Origin of the sequence: Suipraeoptans intestinalis (assembly GCF_034091795.1) — a bacterium.
GTDB lineage: Bacteria > Bacillota > Clostridia > Lachnospirales > Lachnospiraceae > Suipraeoptans > Suipraeoptans intestinalis.
Genome location: NZ_JAXFXH010000011.1, coordinates 24,831 through 49,068 on the forward strand (window position 1 = coordinate 24,831; position 24,238 = coordinate 49,068).

At 48.3% G+C, this 24,238-nt stretch carries 20 protein-coding genes; 1 reads left to right on the forward strand and 19 read right to left on the reverse strand.

From position 1 onward, the window contains the following. Positions 1–126: 126 nt before the first annotated feature. From SOW26_RS03520 to SOW26_RS03535, 4 genes are all read right to left on the reverse strand, one after another. Positions 127–1,176 carry an NAD(P)-dependent alcohol dehydrogenase gene (locus SOW26_RS03520; protein ID WP_320651899.1) on the reverse strand — a complete coding sequence of 350 codons (1,050 nt, stop codon included), beginning with the start codon at positions 1,174–1,176 and terminating at the stop codon, positions 127–129. 117 nt (positions 1,177–1,293) lie between these two features. Further along, positions 1,294–2,280, reverse strand: a complete 987-nt coding sequence (locus tag SOW26_RS03525) for a sugar ABC transporter substrate-binding protein (RefSeq protein ID WP_276960249.1) — start codon at positions 2,278–2,280, stop codon at positions 1,294–1,296. Positions 2,281–2,329: 49 nt separating this feature from the next. After that, positions 2,330–3,331, reverse strand: coding sequence for an ABC transporter permease (locus SOW26_RS03530; protein ID WP_276960248.1), 1,002 nt, complete (start codon positions 3,329–3,331; stop codon positions 2,330–2,332). Positions 3,332–3,349: 18 nt separating this feature from the next. Continuing rightward, entirely contained in the window at positions 3,350–4,837 is a 1,488-nt protein-coding gene (locus SOW26_RS03535; protein ID WP_276960247.1) for a sugar ABC transporter ATP-binding protein, read from the reverse strand. 635 nt (positions 4,838–5,472) lie between these two features. Here SOW26_RS03535 and SOW26_RS03540 point away from each other — a divergent pair. Continuing rightward, positions 5,473–6,297, forward strand: a complete 825-nt coding sequence (locus SOW26_RS03540; protein ID WP_320651900.1) for a DeoR/GlpR family DNA-binding transcription regulator — start codon at positions 5,473–5,475, stop codon at positions 6,295–6,297. Positions 6,298–6,484: 187 nt separating this feature from the next. On the opposite strand, the gene SOW26_RS03545 is transcribed toward SOW26_RS03540, so the two are convergent. The 15 genes from SOW26_RS03545 to SOW26_RS03615 all read right to left on the reverse strand — a co-directional run bounded on the left by SOW26_RS03545 (position 6,485) and on the right by SOW26_RS03615 (position 24,231). Then, positions 6,485–7,276 (reverse strand): SDR family oxidoreductase, encoded by a 792-nt coding sequence (locus SOW26_RS03545; protein WP_276960245.1) that lies wholly within the window; start codon positions 7,274–7,276, stop codon positions 6,485–6,487. A gap of 18 nt (positions 7,277–7,294) precedes the next feature. Beyond that, positions 7,295–8,755 carry a xylulokinase gene (xylB, locus tag SOW26_RS03550; protein WP_320651901.1) on the reverse strand — a complete coding sequence of 487 codons (1,461 nt, stop codon included), beginning with the start codon at positions 8,753–8,755 and terminating at the stop codon, positions 7,295–7,297. Positions 8,756–8,948: 193 nt separating this feature from the next. Further along, positions 8,949–9,884 carry a 1-phosphofructokinase gene (gene pfkB, locus SOW26_RS03555; protein ID WP_276960243.1) on the reverse strand — a complete coding sequence of 312 codons (936 nt, stop codon included), beginning with the start codon at positions 9,882–9,884 and terminating at the stop codon, positions 8,949–8,951. Between the two features lie 109 nt (positions 9,885–9,993). Beyond that, positions 9,994–11,058: a galactitol-1-phosphate 5-dehydrogenase gene (locus SOW26_RS03560; protein WP_276960242.1), complete on the reverse strand. Its 1,065-nt coding sequence runs from the start codon at positions 11,056–11,058 to the stop codon at positions 9,994–9,996. Between the two features lie 6 nt (positions 11,059–11,064). After that, positions 11,065–12,579 carry a xylulokinase gene (gene xylB / locus SOW26_RS03565; protein ID WP_320651902.1) on the reverse strand — a complete coding sequence of 505 codons (1,515 nt, stop codon included), beginning with the start codon at positions 12,577–12,579 and terminating at the stop codon, positions 11,065–11,067. Further along, positions 12,576–13,445: a class II fructose-bisphosphate aldolase gene (locus SOW26_RS03570; RefSeq protein WP_276960241.1), complete on the reverse strand. Its 870-nt coding sequence runs from the start codon at positions 13,443–13,445 to the stop codon at positions 12,576–12,578. Before SOW26_RS03570 ends, xylB (SOW26_RS03565) begins: the two co-directional genes overlap by 4 nt. A gap of 310 nt (positions 13,446–13,755) precedes the next feature. Next, positions 13,756–14,847, reverse strand: coding sequence for a PTS sugar transporter subunit IIC (locus tag SOW26_RS03575; protein ID WP_154476688.1), 1,092 nt, complete (start codon positions 14,845–14,847; stop codon positions 13,756–13,758). A gap of 75 nt (positions 14,848–14,922) precedes the next feature. After that, positions 14,923–16,185 carry a hypothetical protein gene (locus SOW26_RS03580; protein WP_276960239.1) on the reverse strand — a complete coding sequence of 421 codons (1,263 nt, stop codon included), beginning with the start codon at positions 16,183–16,185 and terminating at the stop codon, positions 14,923–14,925. A 19-nt stretch (positions 16,186–16,204) separates the two neighbouring features. Beyond that, entirely contained in the window at positions 16,205–16,789 is a 585-nt protein-coding gene (locus tag SOW26_RS03585; RefSeq protein WP_276960238.1) for a YARHG domain-containing protein, read from the reverse strand. 106 nt (positions 16,790–16,895) lie between these two features. Then, positions 16,896–17,765, reverse strand: a complete 870-nt coding sequence (gene sdaAA / locus SOW26_RS03590) for an L-serine ammonia-lyase, iron-sulfur-dependent, subunit alpha (protein WP_154476694.1) — start codon at positions 17,763–17,765, stop codon at positions 16,896–16,898. 14 nt (positions 17,766–17,779) lie between these two features. Next, complete coding sequence (gene sdaAB, locus SOW26_RS03595; protein WP_154476696.1) at positions 17,780–18,451, reverse strand: L-serine ammonia-lyase, iron-sulfur-dependent subunit beta; 672 nt, start codon at positions 18,449–18,451, stop codon at positions 17,780–17,782. A 386-nt stretch (positions 18,452–18,837) separates the two neighbouring features. Then, positions 18,838–20,568 carry a [FeFe] hydrogenase, group A gene (locus SOW26_RS03600; RefSeq protein ID WP_320651903.1) on the reverse strand — a complete coding sequence of 577 codons (1,731 nt, stop codon included), beginning with the start codon at positions 20,566–20,568 and terminating at the stop codon, positions 18,838–18,840. Further along, positions 20,562–22,394 (reverse strand): NAD(P)-binding protein, encoded by a 1,833-nt coding sequence (locus tag SOW26_RS03605; RefSeq protein WP_154476700.1) that lies wholly within the window; start codon positions 22,392–22,394, stop codon positions 20,562–20,564. The genes SOW26_RS03600 and SOW26_RS03605 overlap by 7 nt, the downstream gene beginning before the upstream one ends. Before the next feature lie 246 nt (positions 22,395–22,640). Then, positions 22,641–23,177, reverse strand: coding sequence for a bL17 family ribosomal protein (locus SOW26_RS03610; RefSeq protein ID WP_154476702.1), 537 nt, complete (start codon positions 23,175–23,177; stop codon positions 22,641–22,643). A gap of 94 nt (positions 23,178–23,271) precedes the next feature. Next, the gene (locus tag SOW26_RS03615) at positions 23,272–24,231 is read right to left on the reverse strand and encodes a DNA-directed RNA polymerase subunit alpha (RefSeq protein WP_276960237.1); all 960 of its coding nucleotides are present in this window, start codon (positions 24,229–24,231) and stop codon (positions 23,272–23,274) included. Positions 24,232–24,238 lie beyond the last annotated feature (7 nt).

Below are 24,238 nucleotides of genomic sequence, written 5' to 3' on the forward strand. Positions count from 1 at the left end.
TCTCCCCTCCGCTTCTCATCTTTGCCGCCTTTTTCTCTCAGATCGCATTCCTCTCACCTATTATTTCACCGTCGCTGTAGATCACTCTCTCTTTTATCAACACAAATCCCGTTGTGCAAACAACTTTTAATGCATTTTTATAATTGCCTTTATCACATGCTCTTTATCCTGGATCGCACTTTCATAAGCTTTTTGAATTTGATCAAAAGAAAACTCATGAGATACAATCTTTTTTACGTCAATTTCCCCTTTTGAAATAGCTTGAATCGCCTGCGGATAGGTATCTCTGTACCGAAAAACAGATTTTATAGTCGCCTCTTTATCCATGATCTGCGCAAAATTAAACGAAATTTCTTCTGTGGCTGCAATTCCTACTAGCACGATCACGCCGCCTCGCTTCACCAGATGCGCCGTCTGACTGATAGTAAAGGGAGAGCCCGCCGTTTCAAACACCTTATCTATCCCCATTCCATTCGTCAAACGCCTCACTTCTTCCACTGCATCTTTCTCCGAAGCATTAATCGTTCTTGTTGCTCCCAGTTCCATTGCTTTTTGCAGGCGGCTTTCCACCACGTCTACTACCGTGATACTTTTCACATGCTTTCCTTTGCAGGCCAAAAGCGTACATAACCCGATACAACCCGTTCCCAGGATCAATACCTCATCCTGCCCCGTCACCTCTCCCTGATTCGCTGCATGGACTCCTACTGACAGCGGCTCCACCAACGCGCCTTCCATCGTACTTACATTTTCCGGCAGTTTAAAGCAAAGATGTTCCGGAAACACAAGATATTCCTGATTGCATCCTTGCACAGGCGGTGTCGCCAAAAATACCACATCCGGGCAAAGATTATACCTTCCCGACCTGCAGAATTCACATGTTCCGCAGGTGATTCCCGGCTCAATCGCTACCCGGTCCCCCAACTGCAGTGTCTTTACTCCTTCTCCTATTTCAACAATCGTTCCTGCACATTCATGTCCCAGAACGAAGGGTTTGCATTCTTCTGTCACAACATAGGATCCACATCTCCCATGATGGAAATAATGGACATCCGATCCACATATTCCTACATAATCCAGTTGTACCAGTACTTGTCCCGCCTTGGGAACCGGTCGATCTATCTCCCCAATCTCCATTTTGTTTGTTTCTTTCATATATGCAGCCTTCATTTTCATATATTCCCTCCTGATCGTTCCATTCTATTTCTTTTATACAAATTGCAAACTGGCAAGCCAAAAGACCTGCCAGCTTTTTACCAGGCATTTTTCTGTTGCCTGTCCCTACTTTCGGCATTATTTCTTAATCTGCCCATTCTTTTCATACATTGTAATATATTCATCAACATTTTCTGATGTGATCAATGGCGCCGGCACGTTGTCATAAACATCCGTCACTTTTATTTCCCCTTTTAATACCTTATGTACGTACTCTACATTCATTTTGGCCAGATCTCCCGCAGACTGCAGGCCGGTAGAAGTCATAAGTCCTTCTTTGATCAAAAGGCAGGCCTCTGCCGTTCCGTCTACACCATATGCCAACATTCCTTTGTAATCTGCATTGTCCTTCACTACCTCAATAGCTCCTGCCGCCATATTATCATTCATGGAAATAACCGCATCAATTTTCCCGTAAGCCTGTACCCAGTCTTCCATCAGCGCCATTGCTTCATCTTTATTCCAGCTTGCAATATCCTCCGCTACAATCTCCACATCCTGTCTTTTGTCAAAAAATTCCTTCTGCCATGCTTTTCTTCTCTCTGTACTGTGAAAGTTTCCGGCAGGACCATTCAGTACAACAACCTTTGCTCCTTGCGGAACCTGTTCTAAAGCCAGTTCGCAGTTCACTTTTGCCTGCTCATATGGATCCGCATCTACCGATCCGGTGCCTTCACAGTCTACACGTGGATTTGTAGTAATACAAGGAATCCCTGCGTCTACTACCTGTTGAATATACGGCAATTGTGCTTCTCCGTTGTTAGGCTGAACAATAATGGCATCATACCCGTTTGTAATACAATTTTCAATAATGCTGTTTTCTTTCTCATCATTTGCTTCTCCGTCGAACACTTCCAGCGTCATATCATCATATTTCTTGAATTCCGCCTTCATCTCATCCGCCAGCCATGCCGCAAAGGAATCCTCCTGTGCCCGGGCTACATACGCCACCTTATACTTTTCTTTTGAATCCTTTTCTCCGCTTCCTGTTTTTGCCCCACACCCTGCAAGTAAAGCTGCCGTCATAGCTACTGCAAGCATCACACTTACCACTTTCTTTTTCATATTCACATCCTCCTTTTGTATGTTTAAAAGTTCTGCACTTTATGCATTCCTAATTCCCGGTCTGCTGTTTGGACTTTTTCTCCCCGTCGTCCTCCACAACGATCACTTTCCTTGTTTTTTTATTTTTTGACAGGATGTCATATGCAACGGCAAACGCAATGATCCCTCCCTTGACCATTTGCTGTACATAAGAATCTACTCCTGTCAGGTTCATAATATTGTTCAAAAATCCTATAATGAACGCTCCTACCAAGGTTCCCATAGTCGTACCTACACCGCCGGAAAAACTGGTTCCTCCTACTATGGTTGCCGTAAGCCCCTCCATTTCATATCCCACTGCTCCATTGGGCAGTCCTGCATTTACTCTGGACATAAACAACACTCCTGCAATTCCCGCAAACACTCCGTTAATAATATAGGTAAGATATTTACTTCTGTTTACATTGATCCCTGACGCTATGGCAGCTCCCTCATTGCCTCCAATAGCATACAGAGACCTTCCGTATCTCGTGTGATTCACAATATACCAAGTAATTGCCGTAATGATCAGCATAAAAATAATCGGATTTGGTATCGGTCCCAAACTCCCCTGTCCAAATACCGTGTACTTTTTCAACTGAAGAAGGTTCTGTCCATGGGTATAATATAGAGCCGCGCCTCTCGCGGACATCTGAACTGCCAAAGTTGCAATAAATGGAGGCATTTTGAAATTGGTCACCAATACTGCGTTGACCAGATTACACAAAACTCCTACAACGATAGCAACTATAAATCCTATCACCAGGGAACCTGTATGCTGGTAAGCCGCAATAGATAAAATGCCGGACAACGCCAGCACAGATCCCACAGAAAGATCGATCAGACCGGCAATTACCAGAAGCATTTCCCCATAAGCTATGATGATCGAAACAGAAAGCTGCCTCGCTACATTTTTAAAATTATTGACTGACAAAAAGTTTTCACTCATCAATGAACACAAGACCACCATGAATGCCAGTACAATAAAAATAGAATACTTTTCTACAAATCTGCTGATATTTTTATTTTTCATCTCATCCTCCACTACTTCCTAAGACATCGCATATTTCATGATAGTTGTCTGCGTAAATTCTTCCTTTTCAAGGCAGCCTGTTATTCTTCCCTGATTCATCACATAGATCCGATCGCACATTCCGATCAGCTCCGGTAATTCTGAAGATACCATGATGACCGACTTTCCTTCTTTTACCATATCTGTCATCAGCTTATAGATTTCAAACTTTGCTCCTACGTCAATTCCCCGGGTAGGTTCATCCAAGATCAAGACTTCCGGATTTCGCAGCATCCATTTGGCCAAAAGCACTTTTTGCTGATTTCCGCCACTCAAAGCTTCTATCGCCGTTTCCATAGTTGGAGTTTTTACATTCATTTTCTGAAAATATTCTCCCACCATCGTTTTTTCTTCCCTGGGATGACTTCTTCCCCCGTAAAAAAATTTGTCCAAACTGGAAATACTTGCATTTTCCATCACACTTCTAATGGGAATAATCCCAAATCTCCGTCTGTCTTCCGACAACATTACCATTCTTTTTCCAATTGCATCACTTACCTTTTTGATTCGGACCGCTTCTCCATGAATTTTGATTTCTCCCGCATCGTAAGGATCCAATCCAAAAATAGCCCGCATCGTCTCAGTTCGCCCAGCTCCCATCAATCCTGCAAATCCTACAATCTCACCTTTTCTCGCAGTAAAATTTACATCAGAAAATACCCCTTTGCTTCCTAGTCCGGAGACTTCCAATATCACTTCCCCTATGGGAACCTTTTCTTTTGGATAAGCATTTTCCATTTTCCGCCCCACCATAGCAGTGATCACATCATCCAAATTTGTTTCTGCAGCCGCCTTCGTCCAGACAGTCTGCCCGTCTCTCAAAATAGTGATATCATCCGCAATCTGAAACACTTCATCCATTTTATGGGAAATATAAATGATACTCACTCCCTGCTTTTTCAATTCACCAATCTTTTGAAACAGTATTTCTACTTCTCTATTCGTGATCGCCGATGTCGGTTCATCCATGATAACGATCTGTGCATGATTGGAAATAGCTTTAATGATCTCTAGCATTTGAATATCTGAAACTGTCAGCATCTTCAGCTTTTGTTTGGGACTATAGGGCAGACCTTCTTTTTTTAATAATGCGACCGTTTCTTCGCGTACCTGTTTCCAGTTCACTTTTCCCCATTTATTTATCGGAAGCCTGCCCAGAAAAAGATTTTCTTCAATGGACATTTCCGGCACATAATTAAGTTCCTGGGCAATCATAGCGATTCCCAACTCCCTCGCCTGGATCGGGTTTTTAATGTCAACCGGCTTTCCGTCTATGTATATCTTCCCGGAATCAGCCTTGTACAATCCGTTGATAATCTTCATCAGTGTAGACTTTCCCGCTCCGTTTTCTCCGCACAATGCATGCAGCGTTCCTTTTCGCACTTCGAAATTAATATGATCCAGTGCTTTTACTCCTGGAAAAGACTTGTTGATCCCACTCACGCGCAATTTAATTTCTTGTCCCACCTTGTCCTTCCCTCCTTTTGTTTTTATCTGTTTTTTTGTTTTTGTCTGTTTTCCCTGTTTTTATTGTGATTTTCACTTTTAAACTAAGTTTTCATCTGGTTTATTTTGTGCATTTTGACTATTTCTCATATATATTACTATTCTACTTTTCAATAGTCAATTCACTTTTTTGCCCTTTTCATGGCATTTTTTTGTCTTTTTTATGCTTTTCTCTTTGATTTCTACCTCCTTCTTTTTATTATTTCACTTGATTGCTTCCGTTATTTATTTAACTTTCTTGTTTTTATATTGTTTTTTGACTGCTTTTGTGTTATTTTCTTTTTTGAAAGACTCATGCCTGCATGGATTGTCTTGTCACAATTTGGGATCTTTCTCTCATTCCGGAGGCGATCCTTTTTCTCTTCCTTCAGGAAGAGAACTTCTTGACTGCAGTTTTTTACCCCGCAACAAAATCTCTTTTGGCTTCAGGAAAACTTGACGCAGCTTTCAAAGAGGATCCAATAAAGTTTTATCCTAAATATTTCTTATGCAAACATGGGGTTGTAGTTTTTGCTGTCAGCATATATCATATTCGTAACACGATCTGAAAAATCATACTTTTTATCATACCAATTACTTGTAAAGGATGAAATCTTATGTATAGCCAGGAAAGAAAAGCCGAAATTATTAATCTTTTGACACAGCAGACTTCTGTAAGTGTCAGCGTTTTAGCTCAGACTCTTCGCACTTCCAAAGAAACCATCCGAAGAGATTTATCCGACTTAGAAGCGGACGGAATCCTTTCCCGCACTCATGGAGGCGCTATTTTAAATTCTAATCCTCTTCATGTATCCGCTGGAGCAAAATACCATACCTCTCTACTGAACAACGAATATCCATTTGCCCAACGGCATGCAAGAAATATTCCCGCTAAGAAGAAGATCGCCCAAAAAGCCGCTTCTCTCATTCAGGACAAAGACACTATTTTTATCGACAACAGCTCTACCACACTTTTTTTGATGGATTACATTCCCCGTAATATTCAATTAACAATTATTACCAACTCCATCAATGTATTACTGGAATCTGCCAAGATCGACAATCCTCATCTTTCCCTGATCTCTTTGGCCGGATTTTATAATTGCACCAATTATTCTCTCTATGGATCCAGAACCATCCGAAGCGCTGCTGAATTCTATCCTGATAAATCTTTTTTTTCTTGTACAGGAGTCTCTTTGGACAAGCTTTTGACTGATATTAGTCTGCATGAAGTGGATACAAAGCAAGCTATGATGGAAAAATCCAGAGAAAATTATCTTTTGGTAGATCACACTAAGTTTGAAACGGCCTCTCCTTTTTTTCTTTCTTCTTACGATCGTATTGACTGCATCATCACAGACAAGTACGACTACCCTGAATCCGTTTCCAGGACTCTGGAAACCATTACCTCCAAACACAATGTGCGGATACTGATCAATTAAACCGCCTTTCATAACTCGCAGAGACTTGAAATTTTATGTAACATATACTTCTGATCTACAGATTTTTATTCCGCACTATATTTTCCTGCAAAACTGCAACACGAAAAACAAGACCTTCTGCCTTACGCACAAAAAAAAGGATGAATCTTCAACAAAATGAGATTCATCCTTTCTTTGCAATATACCGCTATCTTAATGTATATCCCCCATCTACCACAATATCGCTTCCGGTGGCATATGCCGCAGCATTGGAAGCCAGGTACAAGATACCCGGCATCAGTTCCTCTGGATCTGCCATTCTCCCTGCCGGTATCAACGGAAGCCATTCGTCAGCCATACTCATGGACGGATCCGTTGACATAGGTGTGGCAATGTATCCTGCACTCAGGGAATTAACCCGGATCCCGTACTCCATCCACTCCAGGGCAAGAGATCTGGTCATCTGGATTACCGCCGCTTTAGAAGAATTGTATGAAACCTGCCACTGTGGAATATTTACAATGCTTCCCGAAATAGATGCCATGTTAATGATGCTTCCACGTATGCCTTTTGCATCCTCCCTATTTTTCATCATCTCTTTCGCCACTTCTCTGCACATGATCAGAGAGCCCATCCAGTTGATATCCATCACTTCTCTAAGCTCTGCCGCCGTAGCCTCAAACGTTGTCTGATGCATACAAATCCCCGCGCAGTTATACAATACATCTATCTTTCCCGATTTCTTTACAATCTCTTCTACTGCTTTCTTCGCCGCTGCTTCATTTGCAACATCTGCAGTTACTGCATATGCCTTTCCGCCATCTCTTTCAATCAGTTCTGCAGTTTTTTCAATTTTGGAAGAGGTTCTTCCCAGAATCACCACTTCTGCCCCTGCTTTCGCGAAACCGCAGGCAATTACCTGACCGATTCCCTGGCCGCCTCCCGTTACCACTACCGTTTTTCCTTGAAGTCCAAACAACGTTTCTAAGTATGTGTTCATGGCTTTTCTCCTTTTTTTCTAGCGATACAGTCCTTTCACTGCCGGATACATCTCCCTGAACCGACGGTATCTTTCTTCATACTTTGCCACCAGTTCCGGCTCCGGTTCCACCGTATCTGTTACCTTTACCAGCTTCTGGGTAATGCTCTCCACGTCCTTGTAGACTCCGCAGCCTACCGCAGCCAGCATGGCTCCTCCCAGCGCCGGTCCTTCTTCGCTCTCCAGAACATCCACCTTCAGATTCAGCACATTGGCGATGATCTTTCTCCAAAGTGGACTCCTTGCTCCGCCTCCGCAAATCTTTGTCCGTGTGATAGGCACGCCCAGAGATCTTGCCACTTCTAACGAATCCCTCAGGCCAAAGGCTACTCCTTCCAAAACCGCCAATGTCATATCCTCCCTTGCTGTGTCCATGGACATTCCAAGGAATGCCGCCCTTACATTGGGATCATTATGCGGCGAACGTTCTCCCATCAAATACGGCAGATAGAACACCTGGTTTTCTCCCAGCTTTTTGATCTGTTCCTGTTCTTTTACAAAATCTTTCGTCCGCAGGATCGCTTCGTTCCACCATTTGTTACAGGATCCGGCGCTCAGCATACATCCCATAAGGTGATAGTGTCCGTCTGCATGCGCAAAAGAATGCAGGGCATTATTGGCATCCACCCCAAAGGTCTTGCTGGAAATAAAAATCGTTCCGGACGTTCCAAGAGAAATATTGCATCTGCCCTCTCCTACCGTTCCCGTTCCGATGGCGGCAGCCGCATTGTCTCCTGCTCCCGCCACGATCTTCACCGTCTCAGGAAGTCCCAGCTCTCTTGCAAAAGCAGGAACCAGCGTTCCTACCACTTCATAGCTTTCATACAGTCTGGGCAGCTGACTCTCCCGGATCTGGCAGACCTCCAGCATTTCCCGGGACCATTTTCTGTTCTTAACATCCATCAGCAGCATCCCTGACGCATCCGAAACATCTGTACAAAAGACTCCTGACAACCGGTAAGCCAGATAGTCTTTTGGAAGCATGATCTTTTCGATCTTTGCAAATTTCTCCGGCTCATGCTTTTTCATCCACAGGAGTTTGGGCGCCGTAAAGCCGGCAAAGGCAATGTTCGCTGTGCACTCTGACAGCTTCTCCTTTCCGATCTCCCGGTTCAGATAATCTGTCTCCTGTCCTGTTCTCCCATCGTTCCAAAGGATCGCCGGCCGGATCACCTGATCGTTCTGATCCAGGGCCACCAGTCCATGCATCTGACCCCCGAACCCGATCCCGGCCACCAGCTCTTTCTTACAGTCCGCTGTCAACTCTTTTATTCCGTCTATCGCCGCATCCAGCCAGTCCTCCGGATTCTGCTCGGACCATCCTGACTTTGGAAAGAAAATAGGATATTCTCTGGATACGATCTTGTGTATCCCCCCCTCTTCATCCATCAATAACAGTTTCACAGCCGACGTTCCCAAATCAATTCCTATGTAAAACATTGTCTCCTCCTTCCCGTTCCGCCCTCCTGCCGTCATTATAGCAAGTTTCCTTTTTCGTCACGACCAATTTTTTGCCTATCTTATGGCACTTTTTTGCCTTTTTCCTGCTTCCGTCTCTTCATCCGGATACACCGGCAGATCCAACGTTTCCCGATCGCTGCTTTTCAGATCCCGCCCCTGCTTTCGGATATTTTTAAGCCTGCATTTCTGTGAGGCTGATCTGTTTCAGAATGTCTTCCATATCCTCCCGCAGAAAATATCCGGTTTCTTCCCGCAGCGCAGAGGCTGTGGACATGGCCGTTGCCCGTTTCAGGATCTCCTCAGGCTCCAGCTCCCTGCTGAGTCCTGCTGCAAATCCGGCCGTCATGGTATCTCCGCAGCCCACCGTATTGACGGCTTGTATCTGCGGTACTGTCAGCCGGAAGATTCCCTTTTTTGTTGCCGCCACTGCTCCGTCTTTTCCCAGCGATACCACCACCATCTCTATGCCGTCTTCCTGCAGTGCTCTGGCTGCTTTTCCGATCTCCGCCAGATCCTTACACGCACTCCCCGTCAGCATACGGATCTCGTCAATATTGGGCTTGATCAGATATGGTTTCTCCTTAATCCCTTCTTCCAGAAGCCTGCCGCTGGTATCCAGTATCACTTTTTTCCCGGCCTCTTTTCCCAGTCTGATCAGTCTTCTGTAAGTACTCTCATCCAATCCTTTGGGAACACTCCCGGATAATACGATCACATCCGCCTTTGGCAGCTGCTTTTGATACCGCTCTAAAAATCCCCGGAATTCTTCCGGTGATACCGCCGCTCCCGGTTCCAGGCATTCTGTTTGCAGCTGCTTTTTTTCATCCCAGATATTGATGCAGGTACGGCTTTCTCCCGACAGGTGGAAAAAATCATGCTCCACCCCATATTTTTCCAGGGCTTCTTCGATGTAGGCGCCTGCGTGACCTCCTACAAACCCGGAGGCAACCACCTGTTCCCCTGCGATCACTGCCGTTTTAGACACATTCAGACCTTTTCCGCCGGGAACATACCTGCATTCCTTCACCCGGTTCACTTCCCCCTCCCGGAAGTTTTCTATCACATACCTCTTGTCGATAGCCGCATTCAGCGTCACTGTCAAAATCATATTCTCTCTCCCAACTGCTGCTTCTGTCTTCTTCCTGTCCGTTAAACTATTAGTTTCCTATTTTTAGGTCTTTTTCGCTCTTTTCCGGCCTTCTGCCTTTTGTATGCTTTTACGCTTCCTGCTCCCCGCTTTCATTTACCAGCAGAATCTTTCCTTTTACCTTTCCCGGCTCCTTAAACAGTTGAAATGCTTCCTGCGCCCGGCTCATGGGGAATTTTTGGAATATCAACGCCGGATCAAACCGTAGCTGTCCCGTGGCAAAATAGTGGGCCGTCAGTTCCCATTCCCGCCCCGGAAACGGCGCGCTGTAAGACATCCAGGATCCGGTCAGCTTAAATTCCTTCCGGTTCATCTGCTCCCAGACTGCCGGAGAGAATGTCAGATCCTTGTGCGGCGTTCCGATAAAGCAAACGGAAGCTTTGTTGGCCGCCAGCAAAAAGGCCGCTTCCATGGTAGCTGTCTGCCCTGCCGTTTCAAACACGTATCCAAATCCGGCTCCTTCGGTGATCCTGCCTGCCTGCTCCATATAGTCTTCCTCCAAAGAACAGATGGTCTCGTCTGCCCCCAGTCGTTTGGCCAACTCCAGCCGCTTTTGACTGATGTCAAATACCACTACTTTTTTTGCTCCGAAAATTTTGGCCCACTGCATGGTAAACAGACCGATGGTACCTCCTCCCAGGACGGCTACCAGTTCTCCGCCTCTGTAATCATTCTGAAAAAGACCATGGAGCGCCACCGTGGACGGCTCAAACATCGCTCCCTGCTCGTAAGAAACAGACGGGTCAAACACGACTGCATTCTTTTCCGGGATCACCACATAATCTCCGTTGCTTCCCTGCTGTCTGGAACCGATGAAGCTGTAGTGTCTGCACAGGGAATAGTTTCCTTTCTGGCAGTCCTCACATCCCATACAGGGTAAAAGGGGCGCCCCCGATACCCGGTCTCCTACGCGGACCTTTGTGACTCCCTCTCCTACTTCCACCACATCTCCGGAAAATTCATGTCCCAGCACAATAGGATAGAAATGGACACCATGGTGCAGGACCCGCGGAATGTCCGATCCGCAGATCCCGGATACCCGGACCTTTACCTTTACCATCCCCGGCTGCACCTGTGGTTCCTCATAATCCATATATCTTACATCTTCATTTCCGCATACGACTGCTGCCTTCATCAAAACTTATCCCTTTCCTTTCATCAGGTCTTTCAAATTCTCATAGATGCCCAAATAGGTTTCATAATTTTTATCATATACAGCCCGATGCTTCGGGTTCGGCTCATGCACTCTCCTGTATGTTACCGTCTTTTTCACAGCCTCTTCAAAGCTCTTATACATGCCGATGCCTACTCCCGCCAGCATGACTGCTCCCAGCGTGGTTGCCGTATCCGAAGACGGAACAACAATCCTGGTTCCTGTTACATCCGCCTTGATCTGCGTCCACAAAAGAGAGTTTGCCGAACCGCCCATGGCCCGAAGCTCCTTGACGGCTGCATGCGCTTCTTTGGCCGTTTCCAGATTGTGGCGAAGAGACATGGCCACGCCTTCCATGGCAGCCCGCACCAGATGCCCCTTTGTCGTTTCAAAATCCAGACCGTAGAAGACCCCTTTTGCGTCCGGATCCCAAATCGGAGAACGCTCTCCCGCCATGTAAGGCAGAAAGATCAGGCCGTCACTTCCTGCCGGAACCTTGTCAGCGATCTCATTCAACAGCTGAAACGAAGAAGTCCCTCTGTTTTTCGCCTCTATCCTCTCCACATCTCCCAGCTCTCTTTCCAGCCATCGGAGGACTCCGCCGCCTCCTACGGTTCCTCCCTGCAGCAGCCAGCTATCCGACGTGGCGTGGTAGCTTAAGATCAATCGTCTGTCCGCCCGGTACTCTTTGGTGCAGATACTCATGCCGCCTGCCTGGCCGCCCTGCTCCTGGGTCTCTCCCTCCTGCAAAACCCCTGCTCCCAGCGTGCCACAGGCAGCATCCAGCGCTCCTGCCGCTACAGGGATCCCTTCCACCAGTCCACACTCTTGGGCCGCTTTTTTCGTAACGTTTCCGATGATGGCATGACAAGGGAAGATCTCCGGCAAAAAAGAAGTGTCTATTCCCATCTCTTTGCAGAGTTCCTTCTCCCACGTTCCCTTTCGCATATGAAAACACTGCCATCCATATCCCTGGGACAGTTCCTGTGTCATCTCTCCTGTCAGGCAAAAAGCAATATAACTGTTGGACTGCAGGATTTTTTCCGTGCGTTTATAGACCTCCGGCCTATGCTTTTTATACCAGAGCACCTTGGGCATGGAGTAGGAAGGCATAAATGGATTTCCGCTGACTTCAAACAGCCGTTCCTCTCCGAACGACTGCCTGATCTCCCTGCAGATTTCATCTGCACGGGTATCCATCCAGATAGGCGTATGACACAGGACGCGCCCCTCTTTGTCCACCGGGATAGCTGACCAGCTCTGCCCGTCGATCCCGATTCCTGCAATCTTAGAAGCTTCTATCCCTGAGCGCTCCAGCATTCTCCTGACCGCCCTGCAGACAGCCTCCCACCATTCCTCCGGGTTTTGTTCTGCCCACCCCTTCTTCGGATAATAGACAGGGTAGCCCTCGCTCTCTGTGGCAGCTACTTCCCCATTCTCTGTAAAAAGTGCCGTTTTGCAGGCACTGGTTCCAATATCGATTCCCAACAAATATTGTTTCATTCTGCACGCTTACCCTCGTTTGCTTTTCCGTTGCATCCACAGACTTTTATCCGGTCTTTTACCAGCTGTTTGACTGCTTCCATCCCCACCTGTCCCAACTTTTTCGGATCGATGGTTCCCGGCTCCTCTTCCAGCAGCTTTTTCACCGCTCCCGTATACGCTGCCCGCAGCTCCGTTGCAAAGTTGACCTTGCACATTCCTCTTGCGATGCAGTCCTTTACGTCTTCGTCGCTAAGTCCGGAGCCTCCGTGAAGCACCAGCGGAACAGAGACCTTGCTGCGGATCTGGGAAACCCGTTCTTTATCCAGAACCGGTGTCCCTGCATAGAAGCCATGGGCGGTTCCGATGGCTACTGCAAGAGAAGTGACGCCCGTCCTCTCCACAAATATCCTGGCCTCTTCGGGATCCGTATTGGTATCCGCCTCTGCCTCCAGATCATCTTCTTTTCCTCCGACCTTCCCAAGCTCTGCTTCTATGGGGATCTGAAGGGCATTGGCCACATCCGCCACCCGTTTTGTCACCGCCACATTCCCTTCAAAATCTTCCTGGGATCCATCCATCATCACAGACGTATACCCTGCCTTTATGGCACGAACAGCCAGTTCAAAGCTGTTTCCGTGATCCAGATGCAGGCATACCGGAACGCTGGCCTTTTCTGCCTCTGCCCGCACCATAGCAAAGTAGGTTTCCAACGTCCCGTATTTCACCGTAGACGCCGTAGTCTGCAGCATGACTGGCGCCTTTAATTCCTCTGCCGCCGCGATCACAGCCTTTACCATTTCCATGTTTTCTACATTAAATGCTCCCACCGCATACTGCCCCCTCTGGGCGTCTGCCAGCATGTTTTTTGACGTAACCAATGGCATATCCTTTTCCTCCCTGCTTTTCAAACTGCTTGTTACTGTTCTTCCTAAAAAATCCCTTTCATTATACAACACTTTTTTCCCCTTTGCACTGATAAAAAAACAATTCTGCAGCTGCTTTTTGCGTATGGGAATGAACCCCGGCTCCCGTATGATATCTTCTGAGAATGAAAAAAGGCGATATTTCTACCGCCTTTGTATTGCATCAGATTTCCACCGTTTCCTTTACGTTTCAGATGTCTTGTAGGTCTTATCCGGCAGTCTCCTTCTCCTTTTTTCCTGCTGCCTGGGCTTTGTTGATCCCTGACAGCTTTTAATCCAGTTTCATGTCTCCCGCTTTGATCCATCCCCATTTTTTCAGGATGTAGCAAAATACTGCGGAGAGCACGGCCGGAAGGATAAAACAGATCAACCCCATTCCTGCCCAGTCCATGGCGGTGATCCCCTCTTTGACGCCGTTTGCCACATCGGCAGCCCATCCTGTATAGACACCGATCTGTCCTACAAAGCCACAGGTCCCCATTCCGGAAGAAACAGCAGGTCCGTTCATCTCCAGACGGAACACGCAGGTGGCGATAGGTCCCGTGATGGCCGATGCCAGAATAGGCGGGATCCATATTTTGGGATTCTTCACAATATTTCCCATCTGGAGCATGGACGTTCCCACCCCCTGTGAGATCAGTCCCCCCACTCCGTTTTCCCGAAAAGACATCACTGCAAATCCTATCATCTGGGCACAGCAGCCTGCCACCGCAGCTCCTCCTGCCAGGCCGGTCAGGCCAAACGCCGCACAAATAGCAGCGGAAGAAATGGGTAGGGTCAGTGCGATCCCCACCAGCACCGACACCAGAATTCCCATCAAAAACGGCTGAAGGTCTGTCGCCCACATGATAAGGCTTCCCATTTTGATAGCTGCACCTCCGATAGCAGGCGCCCACCAGGCAGAAAGCAGGATCCCCACTCCGATCGTCACAAGAGGTGTAATCAAAATATCAATCTTGGTTTCTTTGGAGATCGCTTTTCCACATTCCGCCGCAAAAATCGCCACAAACAGCACAGCCAGCGGCCCTCCTGCGCCTCCCAGTGCATTGGATGCAAATCCTACGGTAATCAGAGAAAACAACACCAGAGGCGGACTGTTCAGGGCATAGCCGATGGCCACCGCCATCGCCGGCCCGCTCATTGCCGACGCCATAGACCCTACCGTGTATTCTGTCTCATTGATAACGGCAACGGTTCTGGTCAGCCAGGAAATTCCCAGCTGCGTACCCAAGGTATTGATGATGGTTCCTATCAGCAGGGAGCAAAACAAGCCCTGCGCCATGGCCCCCAATGCATCTATTCCATATCTTTTGACAGAAATAACAATATCTTTTCGCCTTAAAAACTCCTTGACTGTATCCATTTGCTTCTCCTCTTTCCTTCTGTGCTCTACTTTGCTGTCTGTTTGTCTTTCTCTCTTCCTTTTCCCGGTCTTTCACTAAAGATCCGGAAAAGCGATGTCATAGATCTTCCATGTGTCTCCCTGCTGTATGTACCAAAGCACTGCCGCATAGGTTCCTTTTTTGGCAGATATATTCTGGCCTTCCTCATATTGGCAGGTGTATTCCCCGGAAAGATCTACCCGGATGATCGTTTCCCCTTTCTTACCTCTTTCTTCCGCCCGTGCTGTCGCTTCCCCACTGGACAGCAGCAGTGTCGCCACCTCCGTATTTTTTTCTTTCCCGCACAGGACATGATCCCGAAATCCCCGATATTTCTCATGCACCATCTTTTTACAGGTTTTATGCATCTTTCCCAGGATTTCGATCTTTCCGACCTCGTCCTTTTTAAGACTTCCTTCCATCAGCGTCTGAAATTCCTGAACTGCCTGTGAAGATACCTGCTGCACAGATTCCGGCAAAATATTCGGATCTGCCGCGATCTCTACCGGATTTTGAACTTCATCATAGCCTCTTTTGGACAGATCTACGATTTTTTGAATATCTTCCATTCCTTCCCGTTTGATCTCCACATAGTGCACATAGCCAAATATTCCCGGCACTCTGTATATATCGCAGGTTTCCGTCTGGACCGGCTTTACCCGCTGACTGACAGGCACGGCATCCAGCCTCAATCCGGCGTTCCGGGGCACCTTCAGGTCTACTTGACGGATCAAAAGGCCCTTGTCTTCTACCTTCCAGAATAATCCCTTCCGGACCATTCCGATCTCTTCCCAAAATTCTTCCTGGTTTTTCTCATAACAGATGCAGAATCTCGCCCGCTTTCCCGTCTGTGCCACTTTCCGGATCTTTTTTGGCTCTCCTACCTCCCTGCCTCCTGCTACCGTCATGGCTGTCACAAAGGCCCGCTTTCCCAAAAAGCCTTCCGGGACATCCCGGTACTCTAACATCTCGTACATGGCATTCCAGTCTTTGTCCGACCTTGCCTCTGCATAGCGCCTGACTGCGCTTTCTGCCCCCAGCACATTCGTCAGCACCAGGATCATGACTACCAGCGTCAGAGCAGCCACTCCTGCCTCCAGGATCAGGATCCTGGCAAGGACTGTAGGAGTCTTCCACTTTTTCTTTTTCCCCTCTTCTATCTCCAGCTGGTCAAATTCAAACTCTTCCGGGAGAAAAGGCCCGTAAACCGTCTCTTCAAGGACTTCCCATTCTGCTTTGCCACAGCTGCCCCGGCTTTCTTTTGGGATCTCTTCTTTTCTGCTTGCCCGGTTATCCTGCTTCCACTTTTCCCAAAACATCCTTCGTCTCTCCATTTTCTTAGCGATACGTCGACAACAGGTTTACGTTATAAATTTCTACTTCATTGAGATACAGGGTACGATTGGCATCAAATACTTCCGGCGCTATGGTTCCCATGTACCAGCTTTGGCTGTCGAAATATGCCTGCAGCTCCGGCTCCTGAAATCGCCTCCCTCTTCTTGCCAGGATCTCATTGATGGCCAGCTGCGCCTGCTCCGGAGAAAGGGCTGATGCTTCTTCCTCTGTGATAAAAGTGGTATCACTGGCAGGAAAACAAAAGGATTCCTCCGCCGCCGGTTCCTCGACTGCCTCTGGTGATGGCTCCGTCGTTTCCTGTCCTTTCTGGCCTGCCTTCGAAAATTCCATGACTTCGGGAACCGCCGTGACCATAACTCCTTCCGGCGCCGGAAGTGTCCCCTGATTTCCCTCCCTGTTGCTTGCCAGATTCATCTCTCTCACCTTTTCCGTGGACAGAACCGCCTCCTGTCTGGACGCGCTTTCAGAACCTTTTGACAGTACATAGACTGTCACTGTTATCATAAGAAAAATGAGGATACCCAGCGCCACTGCCGCAATTTCCTGGATGCGTTTTTTTCTTGTCATAGCTTTCTCCTTTTGTCTGTCCCGCCTTAAGCACCGTCAAAAAGATTTTCCTGATTTTGCCCTGCCGGCCGGCCGTTTCAGGGTCTGCGGAAGCTCTTCTTTTCCATCAGACGCCCAGACGCTGTGCAACGGCTTGACCGGCCGCAGTTCCTGCCACTCCTCCGATCCCCGTCTCCTTCAGGCTGCTGTCCATCTTATCTCCTACTTCCTTCATGGCGTCTATCACCTGATCCACCGGAATCTGGCTTTCGATCCCGGCCAGCGCCATATCGGCGGCAGCCATGGCGTTGACGGCTCCGCCCACATTTCTCTTGACACAGGGAACTTCCACCAGACCCGCCACCGGATCACAGACCAGTCCCATCAGATTCTTCAGCGCCATGGCACAGGCATGTCCGATCTGGCTTACGGTGCCTCCCCGCAGGTAACAGATGGCTCCTGCCGCCATCCCGGAGCCGGATCCGATCTCCGCCTGACAGCCACCGGATGCCCCGGCCAGATAGGCCCGGCTGGCGATCACCTGCCCGATTCCTGCCGCCACATACATGGCCTCTATCATATGTTCTTCCGGGATCCCGTATTCTTTTTTATAGGGAACCAGTACCGCCGGCATCACTCCGCAGGCTCCTGCCGTGGGAGCCGCCACGATCCTTTTCATACAGGCGTTATTGCAGCCCATTTTCAGAGCTACCGTCATGACTTTTGCCATGTAATCTCCGCATAGAGCCTCTCCCTTCTTCTGGTAGGCTTCCATTTTCGCTCCTTCGCTGCCCACAAGGCCTCCCGAAGATACCTGATCTTCCTCATACGCCTCAATAGCACTTTCCATGGTCCTCCATATCCCACACATTCCGTTCCAGGATTCTTCCTCTGACGCTCCTCTGTCTTCCATATCTTCCAGTTGTATGGCTTTCCAGAACTCTATCCCTTCTTTCTCACATCTTTTTGCAATGTCTTCTATTGATTGGTATGCCATCTCTTTTCCTCCACTTACTCTGCGTGATACGCTTCCAAAAACATAACCCGGAGTATTCCCTCTTTTTTCTCCAGTTCTGCGATCGCTTCCTTTGATACCTTCTGATCTGTCTCCACCACCATAACAGCCAGTCCTCCCCGCTTATCACGGAACACCTGCATCGTGGCGATATTCACATCTTCTTTGCTGAGAGCTTTGGATACCTCCGTGATCCTCCCCGGCTGATCCACATTCCGAATGATCAGAGTATTCGACTCTCCGCTGAAATTCACGTCCACATCTCCCAGCTTGCTGACCCGTATCCTGCCTCCGCCGATGGAATATGCCTGTATTTTCAGTGTCTTTTTTCCTTCTCCTTCCATCACCAGAAGCGCCGTATTGGGATGTGCTCCCTTCAGGTCTTTCTTGACAATAGAAAATTCCATTCCCTTTTCCTTTGCGATCTCAAAGCTGTCCGGGATCCTCATATCATCCGGCTTCATCCCCAAAAGTCCTGCGATCAGGGCCTTATCTGTCCCATGCCCCTTTCCTGTAGCGGCAAAAGAGCCGTGCAGATACACCGTCACCTTATCCGGCTGTCCTCCGAACAGCTTTCTTCCCATAAATCCGATCCTCGCGGCGCCTGCCGTATGGGAACTGCTGGGTCCCACCATAACCGGTCCCAAAATATCAAATATGTTTGCCATCTTCCCTCTCCCTTCTTTTCCTCTCTGGTTTTCCTTTCTGTTTTCTGTGACGTCTCTTCCTTTTTCTTTTCAATTTCTATCTGTTTTCTCTACTTTATACACTATCACATTTTCCTTCTTTACAAAAGACCTATCTGTCGGAAAGCCCTTCCTTTTCCCTTGGGAAAGATCATGGCTCGCAAAAAGGAGGATGTCCCCTTTCCATGGAGCTTTCTCCATAGGTTCGGACACCCTCCCTTTATCTTCCTGTGATGAAGCAACGGTCAACCTTTTCCGGATCCCCGGCAATTCACCGTCCCTTCAAACTGTGCCTCCCGCACTTCCCCGGGATCTGTTTTCTCTTTCGCTTTTTGCGGGAGCCTTTCTCGCTTTTGCCGCTTTCCTGCTTAAGTCATCTGATGCTCTGTATGAAGCAGAAGGTGTGCCTTGTGGGATAATGGCTTTTCCAGATATTCCGCATACAGCTTCTTGATATCCGGATTGTCATGGGAACAACGCACTTCGGAGCGATCGTCCAGATAGTAGAGATTCTTTCCTCTCTCAAACGCCAGCTCCTTCCCGTCGTGGATCAACTGCCCACCGCCGCCTACGCAGCCGCCGGGACAGGCCATGACTTCCACAAAATCATACTGTACTTCTTTTCTTTCAATCTTCTTTAGCAGTTCTCTGGTATTGCCCAGTCCGCTGACAACCGCCGTTCTTACCTTCACCCCGTCGATATCAAACTCTGCTTCCTGTATGCCGTTATTTTCCTGGAAGCCTGTGCTTCTTACCTGTTTGAAGGTGCCTGCCGGTGGATTTTCCTTTTTCAGGGTAAAATATGCGGTACGAAGAGCCGCCTCCATCACCCCACCTGTTGCGCCAAAAATGATTCCGGCTCCCGTTCCCACACTCATGGGATTGTCTCCCGGGATATCATCCAGCGTGTCCGGTTTGATATGGGCAGACCGGATCATTTTTACCAGCTCTCTTGTGGTGATCACCACGTCCGTCTCATGTCCTGCATATTCTCCGTAAAACAGTTCCATCTCCCGTTCGCTCTTCTTTGCCAGGCACGGCATCACCGAAACAGAAAAGATCTTTTCCGGCGACACTCCAATGGACTCCGCAAAATAGGATTTCATTACCGCGCCAAACATCTGCTGAGGTGACTTTGCCGTAGACAGATCTTTTACCATATGAGGGAACTGGGATTTTACGAAACGCACCCAGCCCGGGCAACAGGAGGTAAACATAGGCCTTTCCTTCAGCTCTCCCGCCGTAAACCGTTCCAAAAATTCGCTTGCTTCTTCCATAATGGTCAGATCTGCAGAAAACGCCGTATCAAACACATAGTCTGCTCCCATCCGCTTCAGGGAATCCAGGATCTTTCCTACCTTGGCTTCCTCCGGACTCAGCCCCAGCTGCTCTCCCCAGGAAGCCCGTACCGCCGGCGCCACCTGCACTACCACGATTTTCTCCGGATCTGCGATGGCATCCCACACCAGTTCTGTGTCGTCTCTTTCACTAAGGGCTCCCACCGGACAATGGGTGATACACTGTCCACACAGAGAACAGGGCGCCTCTTCTATTTTTTGTCTCCTGGAAACATTAACGGTCGTTCTGGAGCCAGTTCCTTCCAGGTCCCACACATTCAGGCTCTGGACCTTGTCACACACCTGAATGCACCGCATGCATTTGATACATTTGGAGGAATCCCGGATCAATGGAAATTCCTTGTTCCACTCCTGTTTCTCCGGCGTCTGTTTGTAGGGAAGCTCCAGGATGTTCAGATCGTTTGCCACCTTCTGAAGACTACAGTTTCCGCTTCTGGAACAGATCACACATTGATTGTTGTGCTGGGACAGAATCAGTTCTACCGTCGTCCTCCGATGTCTTCTTACCTTGGGGCTGTTGGTATACAGTACCATCCCTTCCTCTACCACATTGTTACAGGAAGTGATCAGCTTTTCCTTTCCTTCCATCTCTACCACACAGACACGACAGGCTGCGATCTCATTCAGTCCTTTCAGATAGCAGAGTCTCGGAATCGGAATCCCATTCTGCTCAGCCGCCTCCATGATGGTGGTATTCTCTTCCACAGATATTTTCTTTCCGTCAATGATAAGATTTACCATAACCTCTCTCTGCCTCCTTTAAATATTCCATATCCGAAATGATCGCACCTCAGGCAGCGCCCTGCCTCCTGCTGTGCCTCGTTCTTCGTCATACAATTTTCCACGCCTGCAAAATCCTGGACTCTCTCGCAGCCTTCTCTTTCTGTCATATTGACTCTTCCGCATGGGATCTTGTCTTCCAGGCTTGGCTCCGGAATTTCCACATCGCAGGAAATCTCATGGCGATATCCGAAATATTCATCAATATTTGCCGCAACCACCTTTGCCGCCGCAATGGCTGTGATCACTGAGGCCGGACCGCTGGCGCAGTCTCCTCCCGCAAACACGTCCGGCATGTGTTCTACAGCTCCTGTGCTCTTGGTATGGATCTTTCCTTTTTCTACCGGGATCCCGGCTTCTTCAAAGTGTCTCGTTTCGATGTTCTGCCCAATGGCTACGATCAGGTAGTCGCACGGAATATAGACGTCCTCTTCCCCGGTGGGTTTTACACTTGCCCTCCCGTCCCGGATGGCGCTGATCATCTGCGGCGTCACATAGATGCCTTTGATATGATTCTGCTCGTCCACTTCGATAGAGGAGGGAGCCATCAGTGTCTGTACTTCGATTCCTTCTGCTACTGCCCCTTCAATTTCGGCGGGAAGCGCTGTCATATCTGCCACTCTTCTCCGGTATACGATGCTGACTTTTTTTGCGCCCAGACGTCTTGCCGTCCTGACTGCGTCCATCGATACATTCCCGCCTCCGATGACTGCCACTTCCTTCCCGGTCAGATCCGGATGTTCATTTTTTCCTACGCTCCGCAAGAACTGGACTGCGGACACCACTCCATCTGCATCTTCTCCCGGCAGTCCCAGCTTTTTGTCAGTGCTCGCTCCGATGGTGATCAGCACTGCGTCATACTGCTTTCTGAGATCCTGCAGACTGATATCCTGACCGATCTTCAGACCATGTCTGACTTCCACTCCCGTCTTCAAAATGGCGCGGATATCCTCATCCAACCTGTCTTTCGGCAGCCGGTAATTGGGAATTCCATAGCGGAGCATCCCTCCCAGCTCCGGAAGCATTTCGTATACAGTTGCCTGATGTCCCATCAGCTGCAGATAGTAAGCTGCGCTTAAGCCTCCCGGACCTCCTCCCAATACCGCCACCTTCTTTCCGGTGGGCGCACTACAGACAGGGGGATCCACCTCTCCGGCATAATCCGCCGCCATTCTTTTCAGGCCTCGTATGTTAATGGCATCATCCATCATATTTCTTCTGCATCTTGCTTCGCACGGATGCTCGCAGATGAATCCGCAGGTGGTCGGGAAGGGATTGTCCTTCCGGATCAGGCGGATGGCGTCTGCATATCTCTCCTCGCGGATCAGGGCAATGTACCCCGGAATATCCACGCTTGCCGGACAAAGAGCCACACAGGGTACCGGCTGGTGATAGGTACAGGTACACCGGCCGTTTTTAATGTGTTCTTCGTAGTCGTCCCGATAACCGATCAGGCCTTTATACACCATGTTGGCAGCCTCGTATCCAATGGCACAGTCGGAGGCCTCCATTGCATTCAGCGCCGTCTGTTCCATGATATCCAGTGTCTTCATGGTCGCCTTTCCGTCCAGTACCTCCTTGATGCACTGATTCAGCTGTCCCAGTCCGACTCTGCAGGGCACGCATTTTCCGCAGGTCTGGGCATGACACAATTCCACAAAAGCTCTTGCCATATCCACCGGACATAATCCCGGAGGACTGGACTCGATCCGTCTTTCCAAGTCTTTATACAGCCCCTCCATCACGATTTTGGCTCTTTTTGGCGAAGCAATTTCTAATCGACTCATTTTCATCTCCCCTTTTCCAAGTATTTTTGAAACAGTATTGGTAATAATATACCATTTTCCCTTCTTTTTTGAAATATTTTTCAGTAAAGTAGATAAATTAACATTTTGGTCAGCATTTTAACAAATATTCGTATAAATGATTTTTATTTTCAAAATAGAACTCCTCATTCCACCTTTATGCAAACTGAAAAAAGGCTGCCGCTTTTTGCGACAACCTTCTCTTTGACAGATCCTGTATCGTCTGTTTTATACCAGCTCGATCAGAACTTCCATGGCAGCGTCACCTTTACGCTGACCAATCTTCACGATCCTGGTGTATCCTCCCTTACGGTTTTCATACTTGGGAGCCACCTCGTCAAACAGCTTTGCAACCAGATCCACTTCTTTTGTATTTTTCTTTCTTCCTGCCTGTGCCGCCGGAACTTCTTTCACCGGATACAGCACCTTCAGCATCTGACGGCGTGCGTGAAGTCTGGAAGCAAGATCCTTCTTTACTGTCTTCTCCACTTCGTCGTAAACGGTAACTTTCTTTCCGTCTACTACCTCTTTCACTCTCTTTCCGTCTTTATCCTTGCGGGCAACTTTTGCTTTTACCGTTACCTCTTCGAAGTTATCCTTTTCTTTTACTGCCAGAGCGATCAGGCCTTCTGCGATCCCACGGATCTCCTTTGCCTTTGCCTCTGTCGTGCGGATGCTTCCGTTATTTAACAGTGCTGTTACCTGATTTCTCAGTAATGCTTTTCTCTGGCTGGATGTTCTTCCAAGTTTTCTGTATTTTGCCATTTTTCTTCCTCCATCTCTTTCACACCGTCAGCGCTCTTCGGACTTATCTGCCGATGCTCTGTCATGCTTCTTCGGACTTACTGACAGATTTTTCTTATTCTTCGCCTCTGCTGAGGCCCAGTCCCAATTCGTCCAGTTTTGCAAGAACTTCCTCCAGGGACTTCCGTCCAAGGTTTCGCACCTTCATCATATCTTCTGAAGTGCGATTGGTCAGTTCTTCTACTGTGTTGATGCCGGCACGCTTGAGGCAGTTGTAAGAACGGACAGACAATTCCAGTTCATCAATGCTCATCTCCAGCACCTTTTCCTTTTCGTCATCTTCCTTTTCGATCATAACCTCTGCTGCCTGCGCCACCTCCGACAGATCTACAAAGAGTCTCAGATGCTCGTTCAGCACCTTTGCCGCCAGGCTGATGGCCTCATCCGGGAGCAAGGTTCCATTGGTGTAAACATCCAACGTCAGCTTATCATAATCTGTGATCTGACCGACACGGGTATTTTCCACCGTCAGGTTGACTCTCTCCACCGGAGTGTAGATGGAATCGATAGGAATCACCGCAATGGGAAGCTCCTCGTTTTTGTTCTTATCTGCGCTGACATAGCCCCGCCCCTTTGTGATGGTCAGTTCCATGTACAGCTTGCTGTCTGTGCCTCCGTTCAAGGTGGCGATCACTGTTTCCGGATTGACGATCTCGATATCCTGGTCCACCTGGATATCCGCTCCGGTCACTACGCCCTCTCCCTCAAATTCAATATAAGCAGTCTTCGGCTCATCTGTCTCAGACGTGTTTCTGATCGCCAGTGACTTCAGATTCATGATGATCTCTGTGACATCTTCCTTAACACCCGGAATAGAACTGAACTCGTGAAGTACCCCGTCTATCTTAACCTGGCTGACTGCAGCTCCGGGCAGAGACGACAACATGATCCTGCGCAGGGAGTTTCCCAGCGTCGTTCCATATCCTCTCTCCAAAGGCTCTACTACAAACCTTCCATACTTCTTATCTTCTGAAATCTCAGTTATCTCAATATTGGGTTTGTTAAAATCAAACACTAAGTCC

Coding starts and splice junctions, on each gene's coding strand:
- sdaAB (WP_154476696.1), bottom strand. CDS start 18,451: ATGGCAAACATATTTGATATTTTGGGACCGGTTATGGTGGGACCCAGC.
- SOW26_RS03545 (WP_276960245.1), bottom strand. CDS start 7,276: ATGAACACATACTTAGAAACGTTGTTTGGACTTCAAGGAAAAACGGTA.
- SOW26_RS03560 (WP_276960242.1), bottom strand. CDS start 11,058: ATGAAGGCAGCAGTCGTATGCGGAAATGAAGATGTAAGATATATGGAT.
- xylB (WP_320651902.1), bottom strand. CDS start 12,579: ATGAAACAATATTTGTTGGGAATCGATATTGGAACCAGTGCCTGCAAA.
- SOW26_RS03600 (WP_320651903.1), bottom strand. CDS start 20,568: ATGGTAAATCTTATCATTGACGGAAAGAAAATATCTGTGGAAGAGAAT.
- SOW26_RS03540 (WP_320651900.1), top strand. CDS start 5,473: ATGTATAGCCAGGAAAGAAAAGCCGAAATTATTAATCTTTTGACACAG.
- SOW26_RS03610 (WP_154476702.1), bottom strand. CDS start 23,177: ATGGCAAAATACAGAAAACTTGGAAGAACATCCAGCCAGAGAAAAGCA.
- SOW26_RS03605 (WP_154476700.1), bottom strand. CDS start 22,394: ATGAGTCGATTAGAAATTGCTTCGCCAAAAAGAGCCAAAATCGTGATG.
- pfkB (WP_276960243.1), bottom strand. CDS start 9,884: ATGATTTTGACAGTGACGCTGAATGCGGCTATCGACAAGAGGTATGTG.
- sdaAA (WP_154476694.1), bottom strand. CDS start 17,765: ATGGCATACCAATCAATAGAAGACATTGCAAAAAGATGTGAGAAAGAA.
- SOW26_RS03585 (WP_276960238.1), bottom strand. CDS start 16,789: ATGACAAGAAAAAAACGCATCCAGGAAATTGCGGCAGTGGCGCTGGGT.
- SOW26_RS03575 (WP_154476688.1), bottom strand. CDS start 14,847: ATGGATACAGTCAAGGAGTTTTTAAGGCGAAAAGATATTGTTATTTCT.
- SOW26_RS03580 (WP_276960239.1), bottom strand. CDS start 16,185: ATGTTTTGGGAAAAGTGGAAGCAGGATAACCGGGCAAGCAGAAAAGAA.
- SOW26_RS03520 (WP_320651899.1), bottom strand. CDS start 1,176: ATGAAAATGAAGGCTGCATATATGAAAGAAACAAACAAAATGGAGATT.
- SOW26_RS03530 (WP_276960248.1), bottom strand. CDS start 3,331: ATGAAAAATAAAAATATCAGCAGATTTGTAGAAAAGTATTCTATTTTT.
- SOW26_RS03525 (WP_276960249.1), bottom strand. CDS start 2,280: ATGAAAAAGAAAGTGGTAAGTGTGATGCTTGCAGTAGCTATGACGGCA.
- SOW26_RS03570 (WP_276960241.1), bottom strand. CDS start 13,445: ATGCCATTGGTTACGTCAAAAAACATGCTGGCAGACGCCCAGAGGGGG.
- xylB (WP_320651901.1), bottom strand. CDS start 8,755: ATGTTTTACATAGGAATTGATTTGGGAACGTCGGCTGTGAAACTGTTA.